The following is a 21,091-nucleotide window of genomic DNA, read 5'->3' on the forward strand; positions in this document are numbered from 1 at the left end:
ATGGATGACGTGACGGAAAGCACGACGACGGCGCTGGCCGAGTTGGTCGGGCAGGGTGGTGTGGCGGTGCTCAGCGGGGCCGGGATCTCGACGGAGTCCGGGATCCCCGACTATCGAGGGCCGACCGGGCGGGCCCGGCGCGCGGAGCCGATGACCTACCAGAAGTTCGTCGGCAGCGCGGAGGCCCGGCAGCGCTACTGGGCGCGCAGCCACGTCGGCTGGCGGCAGATCGGCCAGGCCCGGCCCAACGCCGGGCACCGGGCGGTGGCCGAGCTGGAGCGGCGCGGGCTGCTCGCCGGGATCGTCACCCAGAACGTCGACGGCCTGCACCAGGCGGCCGGGGCGCGGCGGGTGATCGAGCTGCACGGCGGGCTGGACCGGGTCATGTGCCTGTCGTGCCGGGAGCGGACCCCGCGTGCCGAGCTGGAGCGGCGGCTGCGGGAGGCCAATCCGGACTTCGACGCCGAGGGTCTGCACGCCGGCGGGCGCATCAACCCCGACGGCGACGCCGTGCTCACCGACCGGCAGGTCGCCGGGTTCCGGGTGGTGGACTGCACCGGATGCGGCGGGCTGCTCAAGCCGGACGTGGTGTTCTTCGGCGAGAACGTGCCGCGCGACCGCGTCGACGAGTGCTTCGCGGTGGTCACGGGGGCGCGGGCGCTGCTCGTGCTCGGCTCGTCGCTGAAGGTCAAGTCGGGGCTGCGGTTCGTGACCAGGGCCGCGGCGCTCGGCCTGCCGATCGCCATCGTCAACCAGGGGCCCACCGGCGGCGACGAGGACGCCGTGCTCACCCTCGACGCCCCGCTCGGCGCGACGCTGACCGACCTCAGCGTCCGGCTGGCGTCGCGCTGAAACCGATGGTGGCCGACCTGAGCGTCCGGCCGGTGTCGCGCCGGGCGTGAGTTCCTGCCCGGTGAGGCCGCTGTCCGTGCGGGTGGCGGGGTCAGAAGATGGCCGGGGTCGGGGCGACGAGACAACGTCAACGGGGCGTTCCCGGTCATACGGCGCGGCCGGGGGCGGCACAATGGAGGGCATGCCTGCTCGTACGTGCCCGTGTGGACTGCCCGCCCCCTACCAGGACTGCTGTGGCAGGCTGCACCGGGGGGAGGCGGCACCGGCCACCGCCGAGCAGCTCATGCGGTCCAGGTTCAGCGCGTTCCGGGCGGGCGACGCCGCCTACCTGCTGCGCACCTGGCACCCCGGCACCCGGCCCGCCCACCTGGAGCTGGACAAGAAGGTCCGCTGGGTGCGGCTGGAGGTGCTGGAGACCACCGGCGGCAGCGTCGTGCACACCGAGGGCACCGTGCGCTTCCGCGCGCACTATGTAGGACGCGGGCAACCGGGGGAGATGGAGGAGAACAGCCGGTTCGTCCGGCTCGACGGGCGCTGGGTGTACGCCGGCCCCGACGCCGGGCGCGCGGCCTCGGAGTTCCCCGGGGGCGCGCGGGCCTCGTAGGGTCAGGGCTTGCGGGCGACGCCGCCGACGAAGGTCTGGTACGTGATGCCCGGGGCCGCGTGGTCGTCGGCGCCGGGCCGCCATTCGGGCAGCGGCACCAGGCCGGGCTCCAGGAGCTCGAGGCCGGCGAAGCAGGCGAGGATCTCCTCGCGGGTGCGCCAGCGGCCGGTGCCGAGGTGGTCGTTGAAGATCTTCTCGGCCGTGTACGCCTGCTCCGACACCTCCGGATGGGCCTCACCCGGGTTGTGGAAGTGCGAAACCGCCAGATAGCTCCCCGACGGCAGCCGCCGCACCATCCGGGCGGCGATCCCGGCCGGGTCATCCTCGTCCGCCAGATGGTGCAGGATGGCGAACATCAGCAGCCCCACCGGCCGGTCGAAGTCGATCAGCCGCCTGACCTCCGGATGGTTGATGATCGTGTCCGGCTCCCTGATGTCGGCCTCCACGACCGTGGTGCTGTCGTCCACCGCCAGCAGGGCACGGCCGTGGACGAGCACGATCGGGTCGTGGTCGACGTAGACGACCCGGGTGTCCCCGGCCGCGGACTGGGCGATCTCGTGCACGTTGCCCTGCGTGGGCAGCCCCGAGCCGATGTCCAGGAACTGGCGGATCCCGGCCTCGGCGGCGAGGTGGCGGACCACGCGGCCGAGGAACTCCCGGTTCGCCTGCGCCGCCTCCGGGGCGTCCGGCGCGACCTCCAGCGCCATGCGGGCCATCGTGCGGTCGGACTCGTAGTTGTCCTTGCCGCCGAGCATGTAGTCGTAGACGCGGGAGACGCTGGGCTTGGCGACGTCGATGCCCTGCGGGGCGCGTTCCTGCTCGTTGTCGATCACAGCGTCTCCTCGGGTGCGGTCGGCATGATCGTACTGCGGAAACGGTGAAATTTCGGGACTTCTGGGAATCGAGCCGTCAGGCGGATTCGCGGATGACCAGCTCGGTCGGCAGCACCACCGGGTCGACGTGCCCGGCGCCGTCGATGAGGGCCAGCAGCAGGCGGATGGTCTCCTGCGCGACCTCCGCCAGGGGCTGGCGGATCGTGGTCAGCGGCGGATGCGTCGAGACGGCCACCGACGAGTCGTCGAACCCGCCCACCGCCACGTCGTCCGGCACCCGCCGGCCCGTCAGCCGCAGCGTGGCCAGCGCGCCCGCCGCCATCAGGTCCGAGGCCACGAAGACGGCGTCGAGGTCCGGTGCCCGCTCCAGCAGCTCGGCCATCGCCCGCTCGCCGCTGGCCTGCGTCCAGTCGCCGTGCGCGATCAGCTTCCTGGACGCCTTGCGGCCGAGCACGTCGGCGAAGCCTTCGAGGCGCTGGATGCCGCCCGGTGTGTCCATCGGCCCGGTGATCATGGCGATCCGGCGGCGGCCCTGGCCGACCAGGTATTCGGCCATCTGCCGGGCGCCGAGGCGCTCGTCGGTGGCCGCGTACGGGATGATCGTCTCGCGGCCGATGACGGCGCCGCAGGAGACCGCGGGCGGGCCCGCGGCCAGGGCGTCGACCAGCGGGTCGCCCGCGTGGGTGGAGACCAGCAGCACGCCGTCGGCGTGGCCGCCGCGCACGTAGCGCACCACCCGCTCGCGGTCGCCCTCGTCGCCCGCCAGCATCATCACCAGCGACATGTCGCGCTCGGCCAGCCTGCGCACGGCGACCCGGGTGAGCGTGCTGTAGTTGGGGTCCTCGAAGAACTTGGCGTGCGGCTCGGACATCACCATCGCGACCGTCCCCGTGCGCTGCGTGACCAGGCTGCGGGCGGCCCGGTTGACCACGTAGCCGGTCTCCGAGATCGCCCGCTCGATCGCCGCCCGCGCCGCCGGGCTCACGTATTTGTCCCCGTTGAGCAGCCGGGACACCGTGCCGCGGGACACGCCCGCGGCGGCGGCGACGTCGTGGATCGTTGGGCGCTTCATTTCACGGTTCCGGAGGACAGGTCGGTCTTCCAGTATCGCTGCATCGTGAGGAAGAGCGCGATCAAGGGTACGAGCGACAGGAACGCCCCGTGAGGATGAGGTTGTAGAGCGTGGGCTGGTTGGCCCCGGCGGCCAGCAGCGTGTAGAGGCCGACTGTGAGCGGGAACTTGCCGTCGTCGCCGAGCATGATGAACGGCAGCAGGAAGTTGTTCCAGATGGCCACGAACTGGAACAGGAAGATCGTCACCAGCCCCGGCGTCATCATCGGCAGCGCCACCCGGGTCATCAGCCGCCCCTCGCTCGCCCCGTCGATCCGGCCCGCCTCCAGCAGGGAGTCGGGGATCGCCGCGGCGGCGTAGACGCGGGCCAGGTAGATGCCGTACGGGTGCAGGATCTGCGGCAGCAGGACGGCCCAGTAGCTGTCGGCCAGGCCGATCTTGGAGAACAGCAGGTACTGCGGGATCGCCAGCACCACGGCGGGCACCAGGATGCCGCCGATCAGCAGGTTGAAGATCAGGTTCCGGCCGGGGAAGCGGTATTTCGCCAGCGCGTACCCGGAGACGGCCGAGACCGCGGTGGACAGCAGCGCGCCGCCGCCCGCATAGAGAAGGGTGTCGCCCGCCCACAGCCAGTACACGCCGTCGCGGTAGGCGAACAGCGCGGCCACGTTGTCGAAGAAGCCGGTGCCGAAGGCGAGCGTGGAGGTGGTGAACAGCTCGCCGGGCGACTTGGTGGCCGCGATCAGCACCCAGCACACCGGGAACAGGCAGTAGAGCGCGCCGAGCAGCAGCAGCCCGGTCGGGGCCACCCCCCACGGCCGGCGTACGCGTGCGCCGTGCGCGGCCATCAGCCCTCCCCGAAGGCGCGGTCGCGGACCAGCCGCAGGAACCCGAACGACAGGACCAGCGAGATCGCCGCGATGACGATCGAGGTGGCGGCGGCCGAGTAGAGGTCGCCGGTGACGAACGCGTCGCGGTAGACCTTCATCAGCGGGCTCCAGGTGGAGCTGATGGTGTTGGTCAGCGGCCGCAGCGCGGTGGGCTCGGTGAACACCTGGATGGTCGCGATGATCGAGAGCACCGTGGTGAGGATGATCGCCGGGGTCAGCATCGGGATCTTGACGCGTACCGCGATCTGCGGCTCGGAGGCGCCGTCGAGGCGGGCGGCCTCGTACAGGTCGCGCGGGATGGCGCGCAGCGTGGTGTAGAGCACCAGCATGTTGAAGCCGGTCCCGCCCCACACCGCCACGTTCGCCATGGAGTACGTGACGGTGGTGGCGCCCAGGAAGTCGATGTCCAGCACGTCCTGGATCGGGCTGAGCGAGGGCAGGTAGAGGAAGCCCACAGCAGGGAGGCCGCCACCCCCGGCACCGCGTACGGCAGGAAGATCGCGATCGGCGAGAACCGGGCCAGCCGCACCCGCGCCGAGTCCAGCAGCAGCGCGAACAGCAGCGCCAGCCCCAGCATCACGACCAGCACCAGCGTGCCGTAGCCGAGCACGCGCAGCCAGCCGGCCCACAGCTCGCCGTCGGCCAGGGCGGCGGCGAAGTTGCCGAAACCGGCGGACACCTCCCTGCGCGCGCCGCGGCCGAGCCCTAGCCCGGAGACCTGGACGCGGCGCGTCGCCAGGTAGACGGTGTAGCCGATGGGCACCGCGAGGAACAGCGTGAACAGCACGATCGCGGGTGTCAGGAACAGGTACGGCCACGGTCCCCGCTCGACTCGGGGCTCGTGCCGCACGCCGGGACCGACTCGGAGCAGTGGCGCGAGGTGGTCCGGCTCGGGGCCGACCTGCGCGGGCTCGCCGGGGTGCGGGGGAGCCGGGTGCGGGCCGAGGTCGCGCTCGTGTGGGACTGGGAGTCGTACTGGGCGCTGGAGCTGGACTGGCGGCCGTCGGTGGATCTGGCGTTCCGGGAACGGGTGGACGCCTTCTACGAGGCGTTGTGGCGGGAGCACGTCACGGTGGACTTCGTCCACCCCTCCGCTGATGTCTCGGGGTATCGGGTGGTGGTGGCGCCCAGCTCGTACCTGCTGACCGAGGCGTCCGCCAAGAACCTCCACCGGTACGTGGAATCGGGCGGCAACCTGTTCGTGTCGTACTTCTCCGGCATCGTGGACGAACACGACACCATCCACCCCGGCGCCCACCCGGGGGCGCTGCGCGAGCTGCTGGGACTGTCGATCGAGGAGTTCCATCCGCTGCGCGAGCACGAGACCGTGACGCTGACCGGCGACGGAACCCTCGGCGCCCGGGTGTGGTCCGAGCGGGTCCGGCCCGCGGGCGCGGTCGCCGTGCGGGAGTTCGCGTCGGGACCCGACGCGGGCCACCCCGCCCTCACCCGCCACGACCTGGGCGCGGGCACCGCCTGGTACCTGGCCACGGCCCCCGTGACGGGCCTGCGGGACCTGCTGGCGCAGGTGCTCGACCACGCGGGCGTGTCCCGCCCGCGCGGCCTCCCCGACACCCTCGAACTGGTGCGCAGGGGCGGCCACGTCTTCCTGATCAACCACGGCGACGAGCCGGTGACGGTCGAGGGGGTGACCGGCGTGAGCGTCTTCGACGGCGTGCGGCACGACGGGCCGGTCACCGTCGCGCCCGGCGCGGTCACGGTCGTCGTGGACACCCCCCGACCCTAGGGAGCCCCCATGAAACGGATCCTGACCGCGCTTCTGTTACTCGTCACCGCCCTGGTCGTCGCCCATCCGGCGCGGGCCGCCGCGCAGCAGGCCGGGGGTCCCGCCCGCCTGCAGATCAGGGGCGCCGACATCTCCAGCCTGGCCAAGTCGGAGGCGCTGGGCGGCGTCTACCGCGACAGCGGCGGCCGCGCCGGCGACGCGCTGCGCATCATGTCCCAGGCCGGCCTCAACTACATCAGGCTCAAGGTCTGGGTGAACCCGGCCGACGGCTACAACACCAAGACGCAGGTGCTCGCGATCGCCAGGCGGGCCAAGGCGCTCGGCCTGCGGCTGCTGGTGGACTTCCACTACTCCGACACCTGGGCCGACCCGGCCGCGCTGCTCGGCGCCGGGTACGACGCGGTCAAGCGGGTGTCGAGCGCCACGAAGGTGGTGCTGCACCTGGCGAACGGCGGCGACAACGGCCTCTACCGGTGGTGGTTCGACAACGCCGCCGCCCAGGGGATCCGGTACGACGTGATCGGGCTGTCGTACTACCCGTTCTGGCACGGGACCCTGGAGGCGTTCCAGGCCAACCTCAACGACGTCGCCGCCCGGTACGGCAAGCCCGTGGCCGTGGTGGAGACCGCCTACCCGTTCACCGCCGCCGACGACGACAACTGGGCGAACATCATCGCCTCGGCCGAGCCGTACCCCGGCTACCGGGCCACCCCGCAGGGGCAGTCGGCGCTGCTGGCCAGGGTGGCCGACATCGTGCGCGCCGTGCCGAACGGGCGCGGACTGGGGCTGTTCACCTGGGAGGCCACCTGGACGGGCGTGCGCGGCAACGGCTGGGACCCGGCCGACCCGTCCTCCGGCAACGGGTGGGAGAACCAGGCGCTGTTCGACTACGGTGACCGGGCGCTGCCCGCGATGTCCGTACTCGGTCGCGGCTGAGTCATATCCGGGCGGGCGGCGGGGAGGCCACCAAGATCCAGTGGTGAGGTTGACATGATGGGCGTATGACGATCAGAGCCCTGCCGCCCGACGAGTTGCTGACCACCACGCGCAGCGTCCGCAAGCGACTCGACCTCACCCGTCCCGTCGACCCGGCGCTGGTGCGGGAGTGCCTGGAGGTGGCGCTCCAGGCACCCACCGGCGGCAACCGGCAGAACTGGCACTGGATCGTGGTGACCGACCCCGAGTTGCGCGAGGCGATCGGCGACTACTACCGGCGCTCGTTCCAGGTCTACTACGACTCCCGGAGCTCGGCCGGGGCGCTCTTCCAGGACGACGCGGCGCGGGCGGCGACGCAGCGGCGCGTCTCCGCGAGCGCCCGCTACCTGGGCGAGCACATGGGAGAGGCGCCGGTGCTGGTGATCGGCTGTATCGAGCTGCCCGGCGGCCGGCTGCCCGAGGGCAACCAGGCCGGGCTGTGGGGCTCGCTGCTGCCCGCCGCCTGGAGCTTCATGCTGGCCGCCCGGGCCAGGGGCCTCGGCACCGCGTGGACGACGTTGCACCTGGCGTACGAGAGCGAGATCGCCACGCTCCTCGGCATCCCGAGCGAGGTGCGGCAGGGCGTGCTCATCCCCACCGCCCACTACACCGGCGAGACCTTCAGCCCCGCGCCCCGGCAGCCGCTCGACGAGGTGCTCCACCTCGACCGGTGGTGAGCGGGCGCGGTGACCGCACAGTAAGAAGACCAATATGAAGGAGAAGTCCGTGATGTCCTTGCCCCTGCTGCCGACGTCCCTGGTCGGCAGCTACGCCCAGCCCGAGTGGCTGATCGACCGAGCCCGCCTGGCCGAGCGGTTCCCGCCGCGGGTGCGGGCCAGGGAACTGTGGCGGGTCCCGCCCGAGCTGCTCGCCCAGGCCCAGGACGACGCCACCGAGCTGGCGATCAGGGCGCAGGAACGCGCCGGGCTGGACATCATCACCGACGGCGAGATCCGGCGCGAGAGCTACTCCAACCACTTCGCCACCGCCCTGGACGGCCTCGACCTGGACCATCCCGGTACGGCGCTCGACCGCAGCGGCCACCCGAACCCGGTCCCGCGGATCGTCGGCCCGATCCGCCGCCCGCGCCCGGTCGAGGTCGGCGACCTCGGGTTCCTGCGCGAGCGCACCGATCACCCGGTCAAGATGACGGTGCCGGGGCCGTTCACGATGAGCCAGCAGGCGCAGAACGAGCACTACCCCGACGCCGAGGCGGCCGCGATGGACTACGCGGCGGCGGTCAACGCCGAGATCCGCGACCTGTTCGCCGCCGGGGCCGACATCGTGCAGATCGACGAGCCGTACATGCAGGCCAGGCCCGAGGCCGCGCGCGCGTACGGGCTGGCCGCGCTCAACGCCGCCCTCGACGGCGTCACCGGCACCACCGCGGTGCACATCTGCTTCGGCTACGCCGCGATCATCCACGAGCGGCCGGAGGCGTACTCGTTCCTGCCGGAGCTGGCCGGGTGCCCGGTCCAGCAGGTGTCGATCGAGACCGCGCAGTCCGGGCTGGACCTGGGCGTGCTGTCCGACCTCAAGGACAAGACGGTCATCCTTGGCGTGATCGACCTGTCCACGCCGGACGTGGAGCCGGTCGAGGTGGTGGCCGGGCGGGTGCGCAGGGCGTTCGACCGGGTGCCGCCCGAGCGGATCGTCATCGCCACCGACTGCGGGATGAAATATCTGCCGCGCGAGTCCGCCGAGGGCAAGATGCGGGCCATGGCAGGCGCCGCCCGGCTGTTGCGAGGCGAGCTCGGATCCGCCTCGTCCCAGCGCTAAGATCGCAAACCCGGCCCCCCGACACGAGGAGCGGACAGTGTCCGAGAGCACCCCCCACGGGATCGACACCACCAAGCCCAGTGTGTCCCGCGTCTACGACTACATGCTCGGTGGCAAGGACAACTACGAGGCCGACCGCCAGGTCGCGGCGATGGCGCTGCGGATCGCGCCGGACGCTCCCGAGGCGGCCCGGGCCAACCGGGAGTTCCTCGGCCGCACGGTCCGCCACCTGGCGGCCGAGGTGGGCATCCGGCAGTTCCTGGACGTGGGATCGGGCCTGCCCACGCAGGGCAACGTGCACGAGATCGCCCAGTCCGTCGCCCCCGGGGCGAAGGTCGTCTACGTCGACCACGATCCCGTCGTGCTCGTCCACGGCCGTGACCTGCTGGCCGCCGACCAGACCACCACGATCGTGGAGGCCGACGTCCGGGAGCCGGGCAAGATCCTGGACGATCCCAAGACGCGCGGCCTCATCGACTTCGACCGGCCGGTGGGGCTGCTGCTCTTCGCGATCCTGCACCACCTCGCCGACGCCGAGAACCCGGCCGGCGTGGTGGCCGACCTCCTCCGGCCGCTGGCGCCGGGCAGCCATGTGGTGATCTCGCACTTCCACAACCCGGGCGAGGCCCACCCGGAGGTGTCGGAGCAGGCGTACGCGGCCGAGAACATCTTCAACGACCACCTCGGCACCGGACGGTGGCGCACCCGCGAGGAGATCCTCGCCTTCTTCGACGGTCTGGAGCTCCTGGAGCCGGGCCTGGTGCCGCTGCCCGAATGGCGGCCCGGCGCCGGCGACCACGCGGCCCCGGGCATCACCTACCACACGTTCGTCGGCGGGGTCGCCCGCAAGCCGTGACGCCGGCTCAGGCCTCCGGCAGCTTGCCGGTGGCCACCACGTCGCGGTACCAGTGGGCGCTGTCCTTCCAGGTGCGCCGCATGGTCTCGCGGTCCACCCGGACGATGCCGAAGCGCTTGGCGTACCCGTGCGCCCACTCGAAGTTGTCCATCAGCGACCACACGAAATAGCCGCGCACGTCGGCGCCCGCCGCCATCGCCTCGGCCACGGCGCTCAGGTGGCGGCGCAGGTAGTCGACGCGCCGCTCGTCGCGGACGCCTCCGTCGGCGTCCGGGACGTCGGCGAACGCCGCGCCGTTCTCGGTGATCATGAGCGGGACGGCCGGGTGGTCGTGGCGCAGCCGCAGCAGCAGCTCGGTCAGGCCGGTCTCGTCGATGTTCCAGCCCATCTCGGTGTACGGGCCCGGCTGCCGGACGAACTCCACGTCCTGGCAGCCGATCCACGGCGAGGCGGTGCCGTCGGCGTGCCCGTCGGCGGTCTCCCGGGGAGAGACCCCGTCCCACTGGCGGACCAGCACCGGGTTGTAGTAGTTGACGCCCAGCACGTCCAGCGGCGCGCACGCGGCGGCCTCGTCGCCGTCGCGCACGAACGACCAGTCGGTCACGGCCGCGGTGTCGTCGATGAGGTCGCGCGGGTAGGCGCCCTCCAGCATGGGGCCGAGGAAGGCCCGGTTGGCCAGCGCGTCGGTGCGCCGCACCGCGTCGGCGTCCCGCTCGGACACGCCGCGCACGTGGTGCAGGTTGAGCGTGACCGACATGCCGGCCGTCGGGTCGACGACCGAGCGCAGCGCCCGCACGGCCAGGCCGTGCCCCAGGTTGAGGTGGTGCACGGCGGCCAGGGCGGCGGCGGGCTCGGTCCTGGCCGGGGCGTGCACGCCGGAGGCGTAACCGAGGTAGGCCGAGCACCACGGCTCGTTCAGGGTGGTCCAGGTGGCGACGCGGTCGCCGAGCGCCTCGCCCATGAGCAGGGCGTACTCGGCGAAGCGCGACGCGGTGTCGCGGTGCGGCCAGCCGCCCGCGTCCTCCAGCTCCTGCGGCAGGTCCCAGTGGTAGAGGGTGGCGACCGGCGCGATCCCCCTGGCCAGCAGGCCGTCCACGAGCCGGTGGTAGAAGTCCAGCCCACGCTCGTTCACCGGACCGCTCCCGCCGGGCTGCACCCGGGGCCAGGAGATCGAGAAGCGGTACGCGCCGACGCCGAGGCCGGCGAGGAGGTCGAGGTCCTCTTCCAGCCGGTGGTAGTGATCGCAGGCGACGTCACCCGTGTCGCCGTTCGCCACCAGTCCCGGGGTGTGGCAGAAGGTGTCCCAGATCGACGGGCCGCGGCCGTCCTCGGTGGCGGCGCCCTCGATCTGGTAGGCGGCGGTGGCGGTGCCCCACAGGAAAGTGTCGGGGAAGGTGGTCATGTCACTCCTTGGAGCCTGAGCGCGATCTCGAAGTCCGCCGGTCGATGCCGGTTCGCCGTGGTTCGCGCACGCCCGGCCACCTCACATAGGAGGACATATCCACCCCGGCCCCCGCCCATTGAAACGTTTCGCACAACCTAAAGTCCGTTTTGTCGCGATGTCAAGATCGTGGAACCCACCGCCGCATCCGGACCAGTGATCGCTACGTCATCACGTTGACGAGCCGGGCGGCGCGGTGGAGCGGCGCTGGATCAGCTCGATCGGCCCGGCCAGCACCTCGGCCACCGTGTCGTCCGGTTTGAGGCCGCCGAGCAGGGCCACGCCGCGCCGGCCCAGCTCGGCCAGCGGCATCCGCACCGTCGTGAGGGCCGGGAACAGGTAGCCGGCCAGGTCGAGGTCGTGCACGGCGACGATGGAGACGTCACGCGGGATCTGCCCGGCCTGGAGCGCGGCGAGCGGGTTGGTGGCCAGTGCCTCCCGGGATTAGGCGGCCAGCCCGGCGACCGCCTCGGGGTCGGCGACCTCGGCGGAGGCCCCGTCGTGGGCCGGGCCCACGCACACGATCGCCTTGAGGTTTTCGGCGCCGAAGACCGCGCCGAGGCCGTACCGGGCGGCGGGGTAGGCGTGGTCGGTGACCACGCTCGCGTAGCGGACGAGGCTCTCCCCGGCCGGGCCGATGGCCGCGACGTACGCGCCGCCGCCGTGGCGGGCGCGCAGCGCGTCCGTCGTGGCGGCGGTGCCCAGCCCGCGCAGGTCCTCGGCGTCGTGGCGGGTCACCTGGCCGTCCTCGACCAGCAGATAGGACAGCCGCCCGGCCCGCCCCACGACGGCCAGGGCCTTGGCGCCCGCGCCGCGGATCCCGGCCGCGAACGGCCCCAGCGCGTGCGACTCCCCGGCCACCCCCGTCAGCGGCGACTTGGCCAGGAACACCGCCTTGGCCAGCCCCGGCGCCGCCGTCCCGCCGAGCGTCCCGGCCGCCACGAAGAGCAGCGCCCGCGGATCGTACGGGTCCAGCCCGGCGGGAGTGCGCTCGGCCAGGAGCCGCAACCCCAGAATGGTCCCGCCGAAGTGCCCCTTCTCGGCGGACCGGTATTCACGCTCGACTTTTCCGCTGGTCAGGTCGACGATGATCGGCACGGTACATGGCCTCCAGGAGACGGAACACGAGGATCAGCGCACATGAACGTCAATTGACCGGCGTACGCGGTGCCGAACCCGACAGCACGTCGGCCACGTTGGCCACGGCCAGCCCGCACATGCGCTCCCGGGTGACGGTGCCCGCGCTGCCGATGTGCGGGGTCAGCACGGCGTTGTCCAGCTCCAGCAGCGCCGGGTTCACCTGGGGCTCGCCCTCGAACACGTCCAGCCCGGCCGCCGCGATCCGGCCCGCGCGCAGCGCCTCCACCAGCGCCCGCTCGTCCACGACGCCGCCGCGGGCGGTGTTGACCAGCACCGCCGTGGGCTTCATCAGGGCGAGCGCGCGGGCGTCGATGAGGTGGCGGGTGGCCGGGGTGAGCGGGCAGTGCAGGGTCACCACGTCGCTGCGCGTCAGCAGCGTGTCCAGGTCCACGATCTCGACCGGGTCGTCGCCGGTCGGCGTGGAGGAGGGCGTGGCCAGGATCTTCATGTCGAACGCCCGCGCGCGCCGGGCCACGGCCCGGCCGATCCGGCCGTACCCGACGACCCCCAGCGTCGCGCCCGCGCCGAGGTCGAGCCCGAGCATCATCCGCGGCCCCCACACCCAGGGGGTGCGCTGCCTGAGCAGCCGGTCGCCGTCGAGCACGCGGCGGGCGGCGGCCAGGATGAGCGCCATGGTCAGGTCGGCGGTCGCCCCGTCGAGCACGCCCGGCGTGTTCGTCACCCGGACGCCGCGCCCGGTGGCGGCCCGTACGTCGATGTTGTCGTATCCCACCGCGACGTTGGCCACGATCCTCAGCCCGGGCCCGGCCGCGTCCAGGAACTCGGCGTCGATGCGTTCGGTGATCGTGCAGATCACCGCTGTCGCGCCGGCGGCCCGCGCCAGCAGCACGTCTCTGTCCGGTGGCGCCTCGTCGCCGGTCGTGACCGGACCGAGCCGCGCCACCTCGGCCATCGCGGCATCCGTCAGCACCCGGGTCACGTAGATCATCGCCCACCACTCTCGCACAGCCGTTTCACGGCTCACAGACTAGGAGCACTCGCCCGGCCGGCATTCCCAGGTGCCCGTGTCCCGGCGCGACGACGGGTGAGGACCGGGCTCAGGCGTTGATCATGGACATGAACGGCGCCGGCTCCGCATATGTCGGGCACATTTCGCGACGATAGATTGCGACTTTTAATGCTTGTCAACATAAGTCAGTCGATGTTCGAAGTAAGGTAGTTCGCATGCCAAACGGATCGCACGGTCAGAACGCGGGGGCGGGAGCGCTGCTGGCGATCCTCAGGGACGGGCGGGCCCGCACCCGCGCAGAGCTCGCCGAGCTGACCGGGCTGTCCAGGTCCACCGTGTCGCAGCGGCTGGACGGGCTGATCGCCCAGCACTGGGTGGTGGCGGGCGAGGGCTCCATCTCGTCCGGCGGCCGGCCGGCCGCGGTGTTCGCGTTCAACGAGGGCGCGCGGGTGGTGCTGGCCGCCGACCTCGGCGCCACCCACGCCCGCCTGGCCGTGGTGGACCTCGGCCTGACCGTGCTCGCGGAGCGGGCCATGGAGCTGCCCGTCGACCGCGGGCCCGAGCGAACGCTGGAACGCGTGGTGACCGCGTTCCGGGAACTGCTGGCCGCGGACGGGCCCGACCCGGCCCACGTGTGCGGGGTCGGCGTCGGCCTGCCGGGACCGGTGGAGCACGCCTCCGGCCGGCCGGTGAACCCGCCGCTCATGCCCGGCTGGGACGGTTTCCCGGTGCCCGAGTGGCTCGGCGAGCGGCTCGCCGTCCCGCCGGCCGGCCCGGAGGCGGGCCCGGAGGCGGGCCCGGAGGTGGCCCGTGTGCCGGTGGACCGGGTGCTGGTGGACAACGACGTGAACATGATGGCGCTCGGCGAGCACTGGGCCGCCGGGCCCGCCGTGGACCACCTGATCTTCATCAAGATGGGCACCGGGATCGGCTGCGGCATCATCACCGGCGGCCGGTTGCACCGGGGCGCGCAGGGGGCGGCGGGCGACGTCGGCCACGTCCGGGTGCCCGCGTCGGACGCGCCGTGCCGGTGTGGCAACTCCGGCTGCCTGGAGGCGGTGGCCGGTGGGGCGTCCATGGCGGCGGTGCTGCGCGAGGCCGGGATCGAGGCGCGGGGCGGCCGTGACGTGGTGGCGCTGATGCGGGCGGGCGACCTGCGCGCCACCCGGCTTGTCCGGCAGGCGGGGCGTGAAGTCGGTACGGTGATGGCCTCGATCGTGAACTTCTTCAACCCGTCGGTCATCGTGATCGGTGGCGACATCGCCGAGGCCGGTGAACAGGTGCTGGCCGGAGTCCGGGAGACGATCTACAGCCGGTCGCTGCCGCTGGCCACCCAGCACCTCGCCATCCGGGCGAGCGAGCTGCGCGACCGCGCGGGCGTCGTCGGCGCCGCCCTCATGGTGGTCGAGGACGTCCTCGCCCCGGACGCCATCGACCGGGCCGTCACGTGAGGCCCGGCCGCCAGGTCTCCGGCGAATGAGCACCATTGACGGCCCGCCGCCGGATCCCCGGCGAACGACCCAGGGCTGAACGCCTGTGGAGACCGGGTGAGACGACGAGGCCCCGGCCCTTTGCGGACGAAACCCCCGGAGAAAACCCGCCCCCGTCGTGTCGTGCCGGGAGAGCCGCACACAGGCGGCCGCCACAGGTAGGTTGACCCTCCATGGAGGCACGCCGTAAGCACCCACGACGCCCGTCCCTCGGCCGCGCCGTCATCGCGCTGGCGACCGCGGCCCTCATCGGAGGATCGGCCTGCGGCGTCCCGACCGCGGCGGACGGCGTCAGGCGCCCTTCCCCCACCCCGCCGGCCACCGCACCGGCCACCGCACCGGCCACCGCACCGGCCACCCCGGAGCCGGCCACCACGATCCCGGACCCCGACGAGGCGATCCCCGAGAGCCCGGCCAAGCTCGCCGCCACCCTGGCCAAGACCAACGCCGCCCTCAACGCCGCCATCGACGCCTGGTCCAAGCAGGGCCCGCCACCGGAGGACGTCGAGCTGCTGGCTCTGTACCAGCAGCGCGTCTACCGCTACGCGGCCGGCCACCCCAAGGTCGCCTCCCGCGCCTTCGCCCGCCTCCCGGCCGCGCTGGCCGCCCAGGCCAGGGACAACACGGCCGCCATCCGGGGACTGCTCTCGCTGGCCCGCCCGATCAAGCCCTCGGCCACGTTCAGGGTGCAGGAGCCCCGGCCCGCCGCCGAGCTCCTCGGCCACTTCAAGAAGGCCGAACGCCGGTTCGGGGTCGAGTGGGAGGTGCTGGCGGCGGTGATGTTCGCGGAGACGAAGTTCGGCAGGGTCAAGTCGCCCAGCTATGTCGGCGCGCAGGGGCCGATGCAGTTCATGCCCGCGACCTGGAAGGCGTACGGGATGGGCGGCGACGTCCACGACCTGCGCGACGCCGTCATGGGAGCGGCCAACTACCTGCGCGCCAGCGGCGCCCCCCGCGACTATCGGCGCGCACTGTACGCCTACAACCCCTCGCAGGCGTACGTGGACGCCATCACCAAGCACGCCCGCCAGATGAAGCGGGACCCGCGCAACTACTACGCGTACCACAACTGGCAGGTCTTCGTCCTGACCACGGAGGGTGAGCGCCGTCTGACCGGCCTGTGAACCCGGCCGGGCTCACTCGCCGATGAGCGCGGGCGGACGGCGGTGACTCACAATCAAGGGTTTGTGGACGCTCGGTCAACAACCAGGCGCGGCCTGTTGGGCAGTCTGGGAGTCGACAACCACGTAAGCACCGGGGTGGCCACCCGTGGGGCTCGTGTTCCGTTCGTTGACTCATCGAAGGGACATCACCAGTGCTCAAGCTCTCCACCCGCCTGGCGGCGATCGCCGCGGCCGCGGTGACCACGACCGGTTTGCTCGCCACCACGAACCCCGCCCAGGCCGTGGCCGTTCCGATGCTGTCCTTGTCGTGCAACACCAGCGCGGGTTACTCCTCGGCCTACATCTACTACTCCAACGGCGGCCGGACGATCACCCAGATCGACTACTACATCTTCAACGAGAACGGCAGGCGCACGGAGAACAACCTCACCATCGGAGACTCGGGGACGGCGCCCGCCACGAAGACGGCCACCGCCAACGCCATCTCGAATGACGGCGTGCGCACGCTGCGCACGGCGAACTACTCGCGCGGCGTGGGCTGGATCCGGATGGAGACCATCTTCGACGTGCCCGACGCGGGCGACCCGAGGTGCGAGACGTCGGCCAAGCTCTAAGACACGGGAGCCGAACGGGTCGCCCGCCATCCGGCGGGCGACCCGCCGCCACTCGGGGCTAGGCGAGCGCCCGCGCGGCGTGGATCAGCGGGACGTGGCTGAAGGCCTGCGGGAAGTTGCCGACCAGCCGGGCGTAGCGGGGGTCGTACTCCTCCGCCAGCAGTCCCACGTCGTTACGCAGGTCCAGCAGCCGCTCGAACAGCTCCCTGGCCCCGTCCTTGCGCCCCTGCATCGCCATGACCTCGACCAGCCAGAAACTGCAGGCCAGGAACGCCCCCTCGGCGCCGGGCAGGCCGTCCACCTCGTTGTCAGCCGCCACCGGGTAACGCAGGACGAACCCGTCGGACATGAGCTCCTTCTCGATCGCCGCCACCGTGCCCACCACCCGGGGGTCGTCGGCGGGCAGGAAACCCAGCATGGGGATCAGCAGCAGCGCCGAGTCCAGCTCCGACGACCCGTACGACTGGGTGAAGGTGTTGCGCTGCGGGTCGTATCCCTTGTCGCAGATCTCCGCGTGGATGGCGTCCCGCAGCGTCCGCCACCGGTCCACCGGACCGGTGCGCCCGAACCGCTCGACGTATTTGACGGCCCGGTCGAGCGCCGCCCAGCACATCACCTTGGAGTGCACGAAGTGCCGCCGCGGCCCGCGGACCTCCCACAGGCCCTCGTCGGGCTCGTCCCAGTGCTCCTCCACGTAGTCCAGGAGCTGGCGCTGGATGGACCAGGCCCGGTCGTCCGGGGCCAGCCCCCGGGAGCGGGCGACGAACAGGCAGTTCATCACCTCGCCGTACACGTCGAGCTGGAGCTGTTTCACCGCCTCGTTCCCGATGCGCACCGGCCGCGAGTCCTCGTATCCGTCGAGCCAGTCCAGGCGCAGCTCGGGCAGGCGGCGCTCGCCCGCGACGCCGTACATGATCTGCAGGTCCTGCGGCCGGCCGGCGATGGCCCGCAGCAGCCACGCGCGCCAGTCCGCCGCCTCCTCCAGGTAGCCGGAGGTGATCAGCGCATCGAGCGTCATGGTCGCGTCCCGCAGCCAGCAGAAGCGGTAGTCCCAGTTGCGCACCCCGCCCAGGTCCTCCGGCAGGGACGTGGTGGGCGCCGCCACGATGCCGCCGGTCGGGGCGTAGGTCAGGCCCTTCAGCGTGATCAGCGACCGGACCACGGCCTCCCGGTACGGTCCCGAGTATGTGCAGCGGCTCACCCAGTCCGCCCACATGGCCTCGGTCTCGTCGAGCTGGGTGTCGCAGTCGATCTGGGGCGGCATCGGCTCGTGCGAGGGATGCCAGGTGAACACGAACGCCAGCCGGTCACCCTCGTGGACGGTGAACGCCGCCCGGTGGGCGTAGTCGCCGCCCTTCAGCGGCACGGGGGAGTGCAGCCACACCGAGTCGGGCCCGCCGATCGCCTGCAGGTGCCCGTTGTCCCGGCGCACCCACGGCACGATCCTGCCGTAGTCGAAGCGCACCCGGAGCTGGGTGGACATCTCCACCGACCCGGACACGCCCTCGACGATCCGCACGACGTCGGGGTTGTGGTCACGCGGCGGCATGAAGTCGATCACCCGGACGGTCCCGGTGGGGGTGTCCCACTCGCTCTCCAGGATCAGCGTGTCGGGCCGGTAGCGGCGCCTGGTGGCCGGCCGGCGGCCGCGGGGGCCCAGCCACCAGTGTCCGTTGCGCTCGCTGCCCAGCAGCGCGGCGAAACACGCCGGCGAGTCGAACCTGGGCAGGCACAACCAGTCGATCGAACCGTCCCTGGCCACGAGCGCGGCCGACTGCATGTCCCCGATCAGCGCGTAATCCTCGATCCGCATGCCTAGACGCTACTCGGAGAGAAGGTGATCCCGCGGCCGGGTTCGATCATGTCGCGTCATGACCGGCCCGGCCGCGAGGATCACGTCAGGGGGAACCAGCGGGTGAGCACCTGCGTCATCGGCCCGATGGCCAGCGCGAACACCAGCGTTCCCAGGCCCACGGTGCCGCCCAGCAGCCATCCGGCGGCCAGCACGCAGGCTTCGACGAGAAAGCGTCCCCGCCGGACGGAGAACCCGAGCCGCATCAGTCCCGTCATGAGGCCGTCCCGCGGTCCCGGTCCCATCCGGGCCCCGATGTAGAGCACGGTGGCCAGGGCGATCGACGTGACCCCGAGCGCCAGGTACGACGCCTGGAGCGGCAGCGGCCCCGGAGCGGGCAGCAGGTGGATCGCGGCGTCGGCGAAGAGCCCCACGAACACCACGTTGCTGACGGTCCCCAGTCCCGGTTTCTGCTTGAGCGGGATCCACAGGAGCATCACCAGCGCGCCCGCGACGATGATCACGGTCCCGATGGACAGCCCGGTCCGGACGGCCACGCCCTGGTGGAACACGTCCCAGGGGCTGTTGCCCAGCCCGGACTCCACCTGAAGCCCGATGCCGAGCCCGTACAGGGCCAGCCCACCATAGAGACGCAGGAGACGGGCGGGGAGGGAGCCCAGCCGCGGGACGGTTGCTTCGCTCATAGTGGCCCCAGATTGGCGGGCTTGGCCTTGCCAAAACAGTGCCAATCAAGAAAAGTGGCCTTATGAGGCATATGTCGGCCACGCAGTTGGCCCGGCTCGTCGACCTGGATCCCGGCGCCCGCCCGTACTACCGGGCCCTCGCCGAGGCCGTACGGACACTGATCATGGACGGCCAGATCCCGGTCCGCGTGCGCCTGCCCGCCGAACGCCACCTCGCCGGCACCCTCGCCGTCAGCCGCACCACCGTCACGGCCGCCTACGACCTGCTGCGCGAGCGCGGCTACCTGGAGAGCAGGCAGGGCTCCGGGAGCTGGACCGCCCTGCCCGACCCCGCCATGGCCGCGGACAACCCGTGGCTCAGCACCGGCGGCGACGGCCTCATCCAGCTCCAGATCGCCGCCCCGCCCGCGCCCGCGCTCCTGCGCGACGCCATGACGGAGGCGGTCGACGACCTGCCCAGGTACGCGATGGGCAACGGCTACGACCCCATGGGCCTGCCGGTCCTGCGCGAGCGCATCGCCGCCTACCACACCGCCCGGGGGCTGGCCACCAGGCCGGAGCAGATCGTCGTCACCACCGGCTCCCAGCACGCCCTCCAGCTCGTCGCCGGGCTGCTCGTCGGCGCGGGCGACCCGGTGCTGGTGGAGTCGCCGACGTATCCGCACGCCATCGACGTGATGCGCCGGCGCGGCGCCCGCATCGTCCCGGCCGGCATCTCGTACGCGGGCTGGCAGCCGGACCTGCTGGCCGGCTCCATGCGCCAGTCCGGCGCCCGGCTGGCCTACCTCATGCCCGACTTCCAGAACCCCACCGGCGCCCTCATGGACGACGCCACCCGGGCCGCCGTGATGGGCGCGGCCCGGCGCGCGGACACGATGGTGCTGGTGGACGAGACCTGGACGGAGCTCGCGCTGGACGAGGTGCCGCGGACCTCGCCGATGGGGGCCTTCGACACCGACAACCGGGTGATCGGCGTCGGCTCGGCCTCCAAGCTGTGGTGGGGCGGGCTGCGCATCGGGTGGATCCGCGCGACGGCCGCGCTGGCCCGCCGGCTGGCCACGTTCCGCTCGTCGGTGGACATCGCGAGCCCGGTGCTGGAGCAGCTCGTGGTGGCGCGGCTGTTCGACCGGCTGGCCGAGACGCGGGCCGAGCGCCGCCGCACACTGCGCGCCTCCCGCGACGCGCTGGTCTCGGGCCTGCGCGCGCACCTGCCCGAGTGGACGTTCGCCGTCCCGCGCGGCGGCGGCACCCTGTGGGTACGCCTGGACGGCGGCGGCGCCACCCCCTTCGCCGAGGCCGCGCTCACCCACGGCGTGCGCCTCGCGCCCGGCCCCTGGTTCGGTCTGGAGGGCACCCTCGAAAGCTACCTGCGCCTGCCCTACACGCAGCCGCCCCAGGTGCTGGCGGACGTGGTCATCCGCCTGCGCGCGGCCCGCGACCACGGCCCCGCCGGCATCCCGCGCACCCCGGACCCGCTGATCGCGATGGTGTGAGCCGCCTCTTCGCCCGCGCCCCTGGCCGGTTCGCCCACGCCCCTGGCTGCGCGGAGCCGCCTATTCCTCCACGCCCCTGGCCAGCGGCGCCCGCCACCGGCGCCGCATGGCCGCGATCCGCAGCGCGAACGCCAGCACCGCCGCCGCCAGCGTCGCCGGCCATCCGTGCTCCCCGTGCCAGGCCAGCCCGGCCATCACGGCCGAGCCCAGCATCGCGGGCACGGCGTAGAGCTGCCGGTCGTACAGCAGCGTCGGGATCTCCCCGGCCAGCACGTCCCGCAGCATGCCCCCGCCGATGCCCGTGACGACACCCAGCAGGGCGGCGTGCAGCGGGCTCAGGCCGTACTCGGCGGCCTTCTCCGTGCCCACCGCGCAGAACAGGCCGAGCCCCGCCGCGTCCAGCACGAGGATGGCCGGCATCACCCGGGCCACGTGCGGATGCCAGAAGAACACGATCATCGTCGCGGCCACCGGCACCACCACGTAGCCGACACTCTGGAAGGCGGCCGGCCGCACGTTCAGGATCAGGTCCCGCACGACGCCCCCGCCCAGGGCGGTCATCTCGGCCAGCACCAGCATCCCGACCACGTCGAGCCGCTTGCGCACGCCCATGAGCGCCCCCGACAGCGCGAAGACGAAGATGCCGACCAGATCGAGAAGCTGAGACACGTTCGAAATGTCTACCTCATCCTGAGCCGGTCGCGCGCGTCGCGAAG

The 21,091-nt window shown here is 72.4% G+C and carries 22 protein-coding genes; 11 read left to right on the top strand and 11 right to left on the bottom strand.

The features are described 5' to 3' along the window. The first annotated feature begins 9 nt into the window (after window positions 1–9). Both ABGB18_RS18450 and ABGB18_RS18455 read left to right on the top strand, forming a co-directional pair. Window positions 10–852, top strand: coding sequence for an NAD-dependent protein deacetylase (locus tag ABGB18_RS18450; RefSeq protein WP_347696743.1), 843 nt, complete (start codon window positions 10–12; stop codon window positions 850–852). A gap of 181 nt (window positions 853–1,033) precedes the next feature. Continuing rightward, window positions 1,034–1,456, top strand: a complete 423-nt coding sequence (locus ABGB18_RS18455; RefSeq protein ID WP_347696744.1) for a YchJ family metal-binding protein — start codon at window positions 1,034–1,036, stop codon at window positions 1,454–1,456. A gap of 2 nt (window positions 1,457–1,458) precedes the next feature. Here the strand turns inward: ABGB18_RS18455 and ABGB18_RS18460 are convergent, their stop codons facing one another. From ABGB18_RS18460 to ABGB18_RS18475, 4 genes are all read right to left on the bottom strand, one after another. Beyond that, window positions 1,459–2,289 carry an SAM-dependent methyltransferase gene (locus tag ABGB18_RS18460; RefSeq protein ID WP_347696745.1) on the bottom strand — a complete coding sequence of 277 codons (831 nt, stop codon included), beginning with the start codon at window positions 2,287–2,289 and terminating at the stop codon, window positions 1,459–1,461. Window positions 2,290–2,365: 76 nt separating this feature from the next. Further along, entirely contained in the window at window positions 2,366–3,361 is a 996-nt protein-coding gene (locus ABGB18_RS18465) for a LacI family DNA-binding transcriptional regulator (protein ID WP_347696746.1), read from the bottom strand. A 61-nt stretch (window positions 3,362–3,422) separates the two neighbouring features. Further along, window positions 3,423–4,208, bottom strand: a complete 786-nt coding sequence (locus tag ABGB18_RS18470; RefSeq protein ID WP_347696747.1) for a carbohydrate ABC transporter permease — start codon at window positions 4,206–4,208, stop codon at window positions 3,423–3,425. Further along, on the bottom strand, window positions 4,208–4,705 hold the full coding sequence (locus ABGB18_RS18475) for a sugar ABC transporter permease (RefSeq protein WP_347696748.1): 498 nt from the start codon (window positions 4,703–4,705) through the stop codon (window positions 4,208–4,210). Before ABGB18_RS18475 ends, ABGB18_RS18470 begins: the two co-directional genes overlap by 1 nt. A 386-nt stretch (window positions 4,706–5,091) precedes the next feature. Here ABGB18_RS18475 and ABGB18_RS18480 point away from each other — a divergent pair, with 386 nt between their 5' ends. The 5 genes from ABGB18_RS18480 to ABGB18_RS18500 all read left to right on the top strand — a co-directional run bounded on the left by ABGB18_RS18480 (window position 5,092) and on the right by ABGB18_RS18500 (window position 9,607). Further along, window positions 5,092–5,997 carry a beta-galactosidase trimerization domain-containing protein gene (locus ABGB18_RS18480; protein ID WP_347696749.1) on the top strand — a complete coding sequence of 302 codons (906 nt, stop codon included), beginning with the start codon at window positions 5,092–5,094 and terminating at the stop codon, window positions 5,995–5,997. 9 nt (window positions 5,998–6,006) lie between these two features. After that, window positions 6,007–6,933: a glycosyl hydrolase 53 family protein gene (locus ABGB18_RS18485; RefSeq protein WP_347696750.1), complete on the top strand. Its 927-nt coding sequence runs from the start codon at window positions 6,007–6,009 to the stop codon at window positions 6,931–6,933. A gap of 65 nt (window positions 6,934–6,998) precedes the next feature. After that, a complete protein-coding gene (locus ABGB18_RS18490; RefSeq protein WP_347696751.1) occupies window positions 6,999–7,649 on the top strand; it encodes a nitroreductase family protein in 651 nt (216 codons plus the stop codon). Window positions 7,650–7,701: 52 nt separating this feature from the next. Beyond that, window positions 7,702–8,751, top strand: coding sequence for a hypothetical protein (locus tag ABGB18_RS18495; protein WP_347696952.1), 1,050 nt, complete (start codon window positions 7,702–7,704; stop codon window positions 8,749–8,751). Between the two features lie 37 nt (window positions 8,752–8,788). Beyond that, entirely contained in the window at window positions 8,789–9,607 is an 819-nt protein-coding gene (locus ABGB18_RS18500) for an SAM-dependent methyltransferase (protein WP_347696752.1), read from the top strand. 7 nt (window positions 9,608–9,614) lie between these two features. On the opposite strand, the gene ABGB18_RS18505 is transcribed toward ABGB18_RS18500, so the two are convergent. The 4 genes from ABGB18_RS18505 to ABGB18_RS18520 form a co-directional block, all read right to left on the bottom strand. After that, a complete protein-coding gene (locus tag ABGB18_RS18505; RefSeq protein WP_347696753.1) occupies window positions 9,615–11,009 on the bottom strand; it encodes a GH1 family beta-glucosidase in 1,395 nt (464 codons plus the stop codon). 210 nt (window positions 11,010–11,219) lie between these two features. Continuing rightward, complete coding sequence (locus ABGB18_RS18510) at window positions 11,220–11,480, bottom strand: substrate-binding domain-containing protein (protein WP_347696953.1); 261 nt, start codon at window positions 11,478–11,480, stop codon at window positions 11,220–11,222. A gap of 12 nt (window positions 11,481–11,492) precedes the next feature. After that, window positions 11,493–12,146: an aldehyde ferredoxin oxidoreductase N-terminal domain-containing protein gene (locus ABGB18_RS18515; RefSeq protein WP_347696754.1), complete on the bottom strand. Its 654-nt coding sequence runs from the start codon at window positions 12,144–12,146 to the stop codon at window positions 11,493–11,495. A gap of 49 nt (window positions 12,147–12,195) precedes the next feature. Beyond that, entirely contained in the window at window positions 12,196–13,137 is a 942-nt protein-coding gene (locus tag ABGB18_RS18520; protein ID WP_347696755.1) for a D-glycerate dehydrogenase, read from the bottom strand. 236 nt (window positions 13,138–13,373) lie between these two features. Between ABGB18_RS18520 and ABGB18_RS18525 the strand changes: the two genes are divergently transcribed. The 3 genes from ABGB18_RS18525 to ABGB18_RS18535 all read left to right on the top strand — a co-directional run bounded on the left by ABGB18_RS18525 (window position 13,374) and on the right by ABGB18_RS18535 (window position 16,386). Next, window positions 13,374–14,609: an ROK family transcriptional regulator gene (locus ABGB18_RS18525; RefSeq protein ID WP_347696756.1), complete on the top strand. Its 1,236-nt coding sequence runs from the start codon at window positions 13,374–13,376 to the stop codon at window positions 14,607–14,609. A 212-nt stretch (window positions 14,610–14,821) separates the two neighbouring features. Beyond that, window positions 14,822–15,772 carry a lytic transglycosylase domain-containing protein gene (locus tag ABGB18_RS18530; RefSeq protein WP_347696757.1) on the top strand — a complete coding sequence of 317 codons (951 nt, stop codon included), beginning with the start codon at window positions 14,822–14,824 and terminating at the stop codon, window positions 15,770–15,772. Window positions 15,773–15,963: 191 nt separating this feature from the next. After that, complete coding sequence (locus tag ABGB18_RS18535) at window positions 15,964–16,386, top strand: hypothetical protein (RefSeq protein ID WP_347696758.1); 423 nt, start codon at window positions 15,964–15,966, stop codon at window positions 16,384–16,386. 58 nt (window positions 16,387–16,444) lie between these two features. On the opposite strand, the gene ABGB18_RS18540 is transcribed toward ABGB18_RS18535, so the two are convergent. After that, window positions 16,445–18,199, bottom strand: a complete 1,755-nt coding sequence (locus tag ABGB18_RS18540; RefSeq protein ID WP_347696759.1) for a glycoside hydrolase family 15 protein — start codon at window positions 18,197–18,199, stop codon at window positions 16,445–16,447. An 80-nt stretch (window positions 18,200–18,279) separates the two neighbouring features. Next, window positions 18,280–18,882 (bottom strand): hypothetical protein, encoded by a 603-nt coding sequence (locus tag ABGB18_RS18545; protein ID WP_347696760.1) that lies wholly within the window; start codon window positions 18,880–18,882, stop codon window positions 18,280–18,282. Between the two features lie 62 nt (window positions 18,883–18,944). Here ABGB18_RS18545 and ABGB18_RS18550 point away from each other — a divergent pair, with 62 nt between their 5' ends. Then, entirely contained in the window at window positions 18,945–20,375 is a 1,431-nt protein-coding gene (locus tag ABGB18_RS18550) for a PLP-dependent aminotransferase family protein (protein WP_347696761.1), read from the top strand. A gap of 60 nt (window positions 20,376–20,435) precedes the next feature. On the opposite strand, the gene ABGB18_RS18555 is transcribed toward ABGB18_RS18550, so the two are convergent. After that, window positions 20,436–21,044, bottom strand: coding sequence for a trimeric intracellular cation channel family protein (locus ABGB18_RS18555; protein ID WP_347696762.1), 609 nt, complete (start codon window positions 21,042–21,044; stop codon window positions 20,436–20,438). Window positions 21,045–21,091 lie beyond the last annotated feature (47 nt).

The sequence above is a fragment of the Nonomuraea sp. B12E4 genome, from assembly GCF_039871825.1.
Classification (GTDB): domain Bacteria; phylum Actinomycetota; class Actinomycetes; order Streptosporangiales; family Streptosporangiaceae; genus Nonomuraea.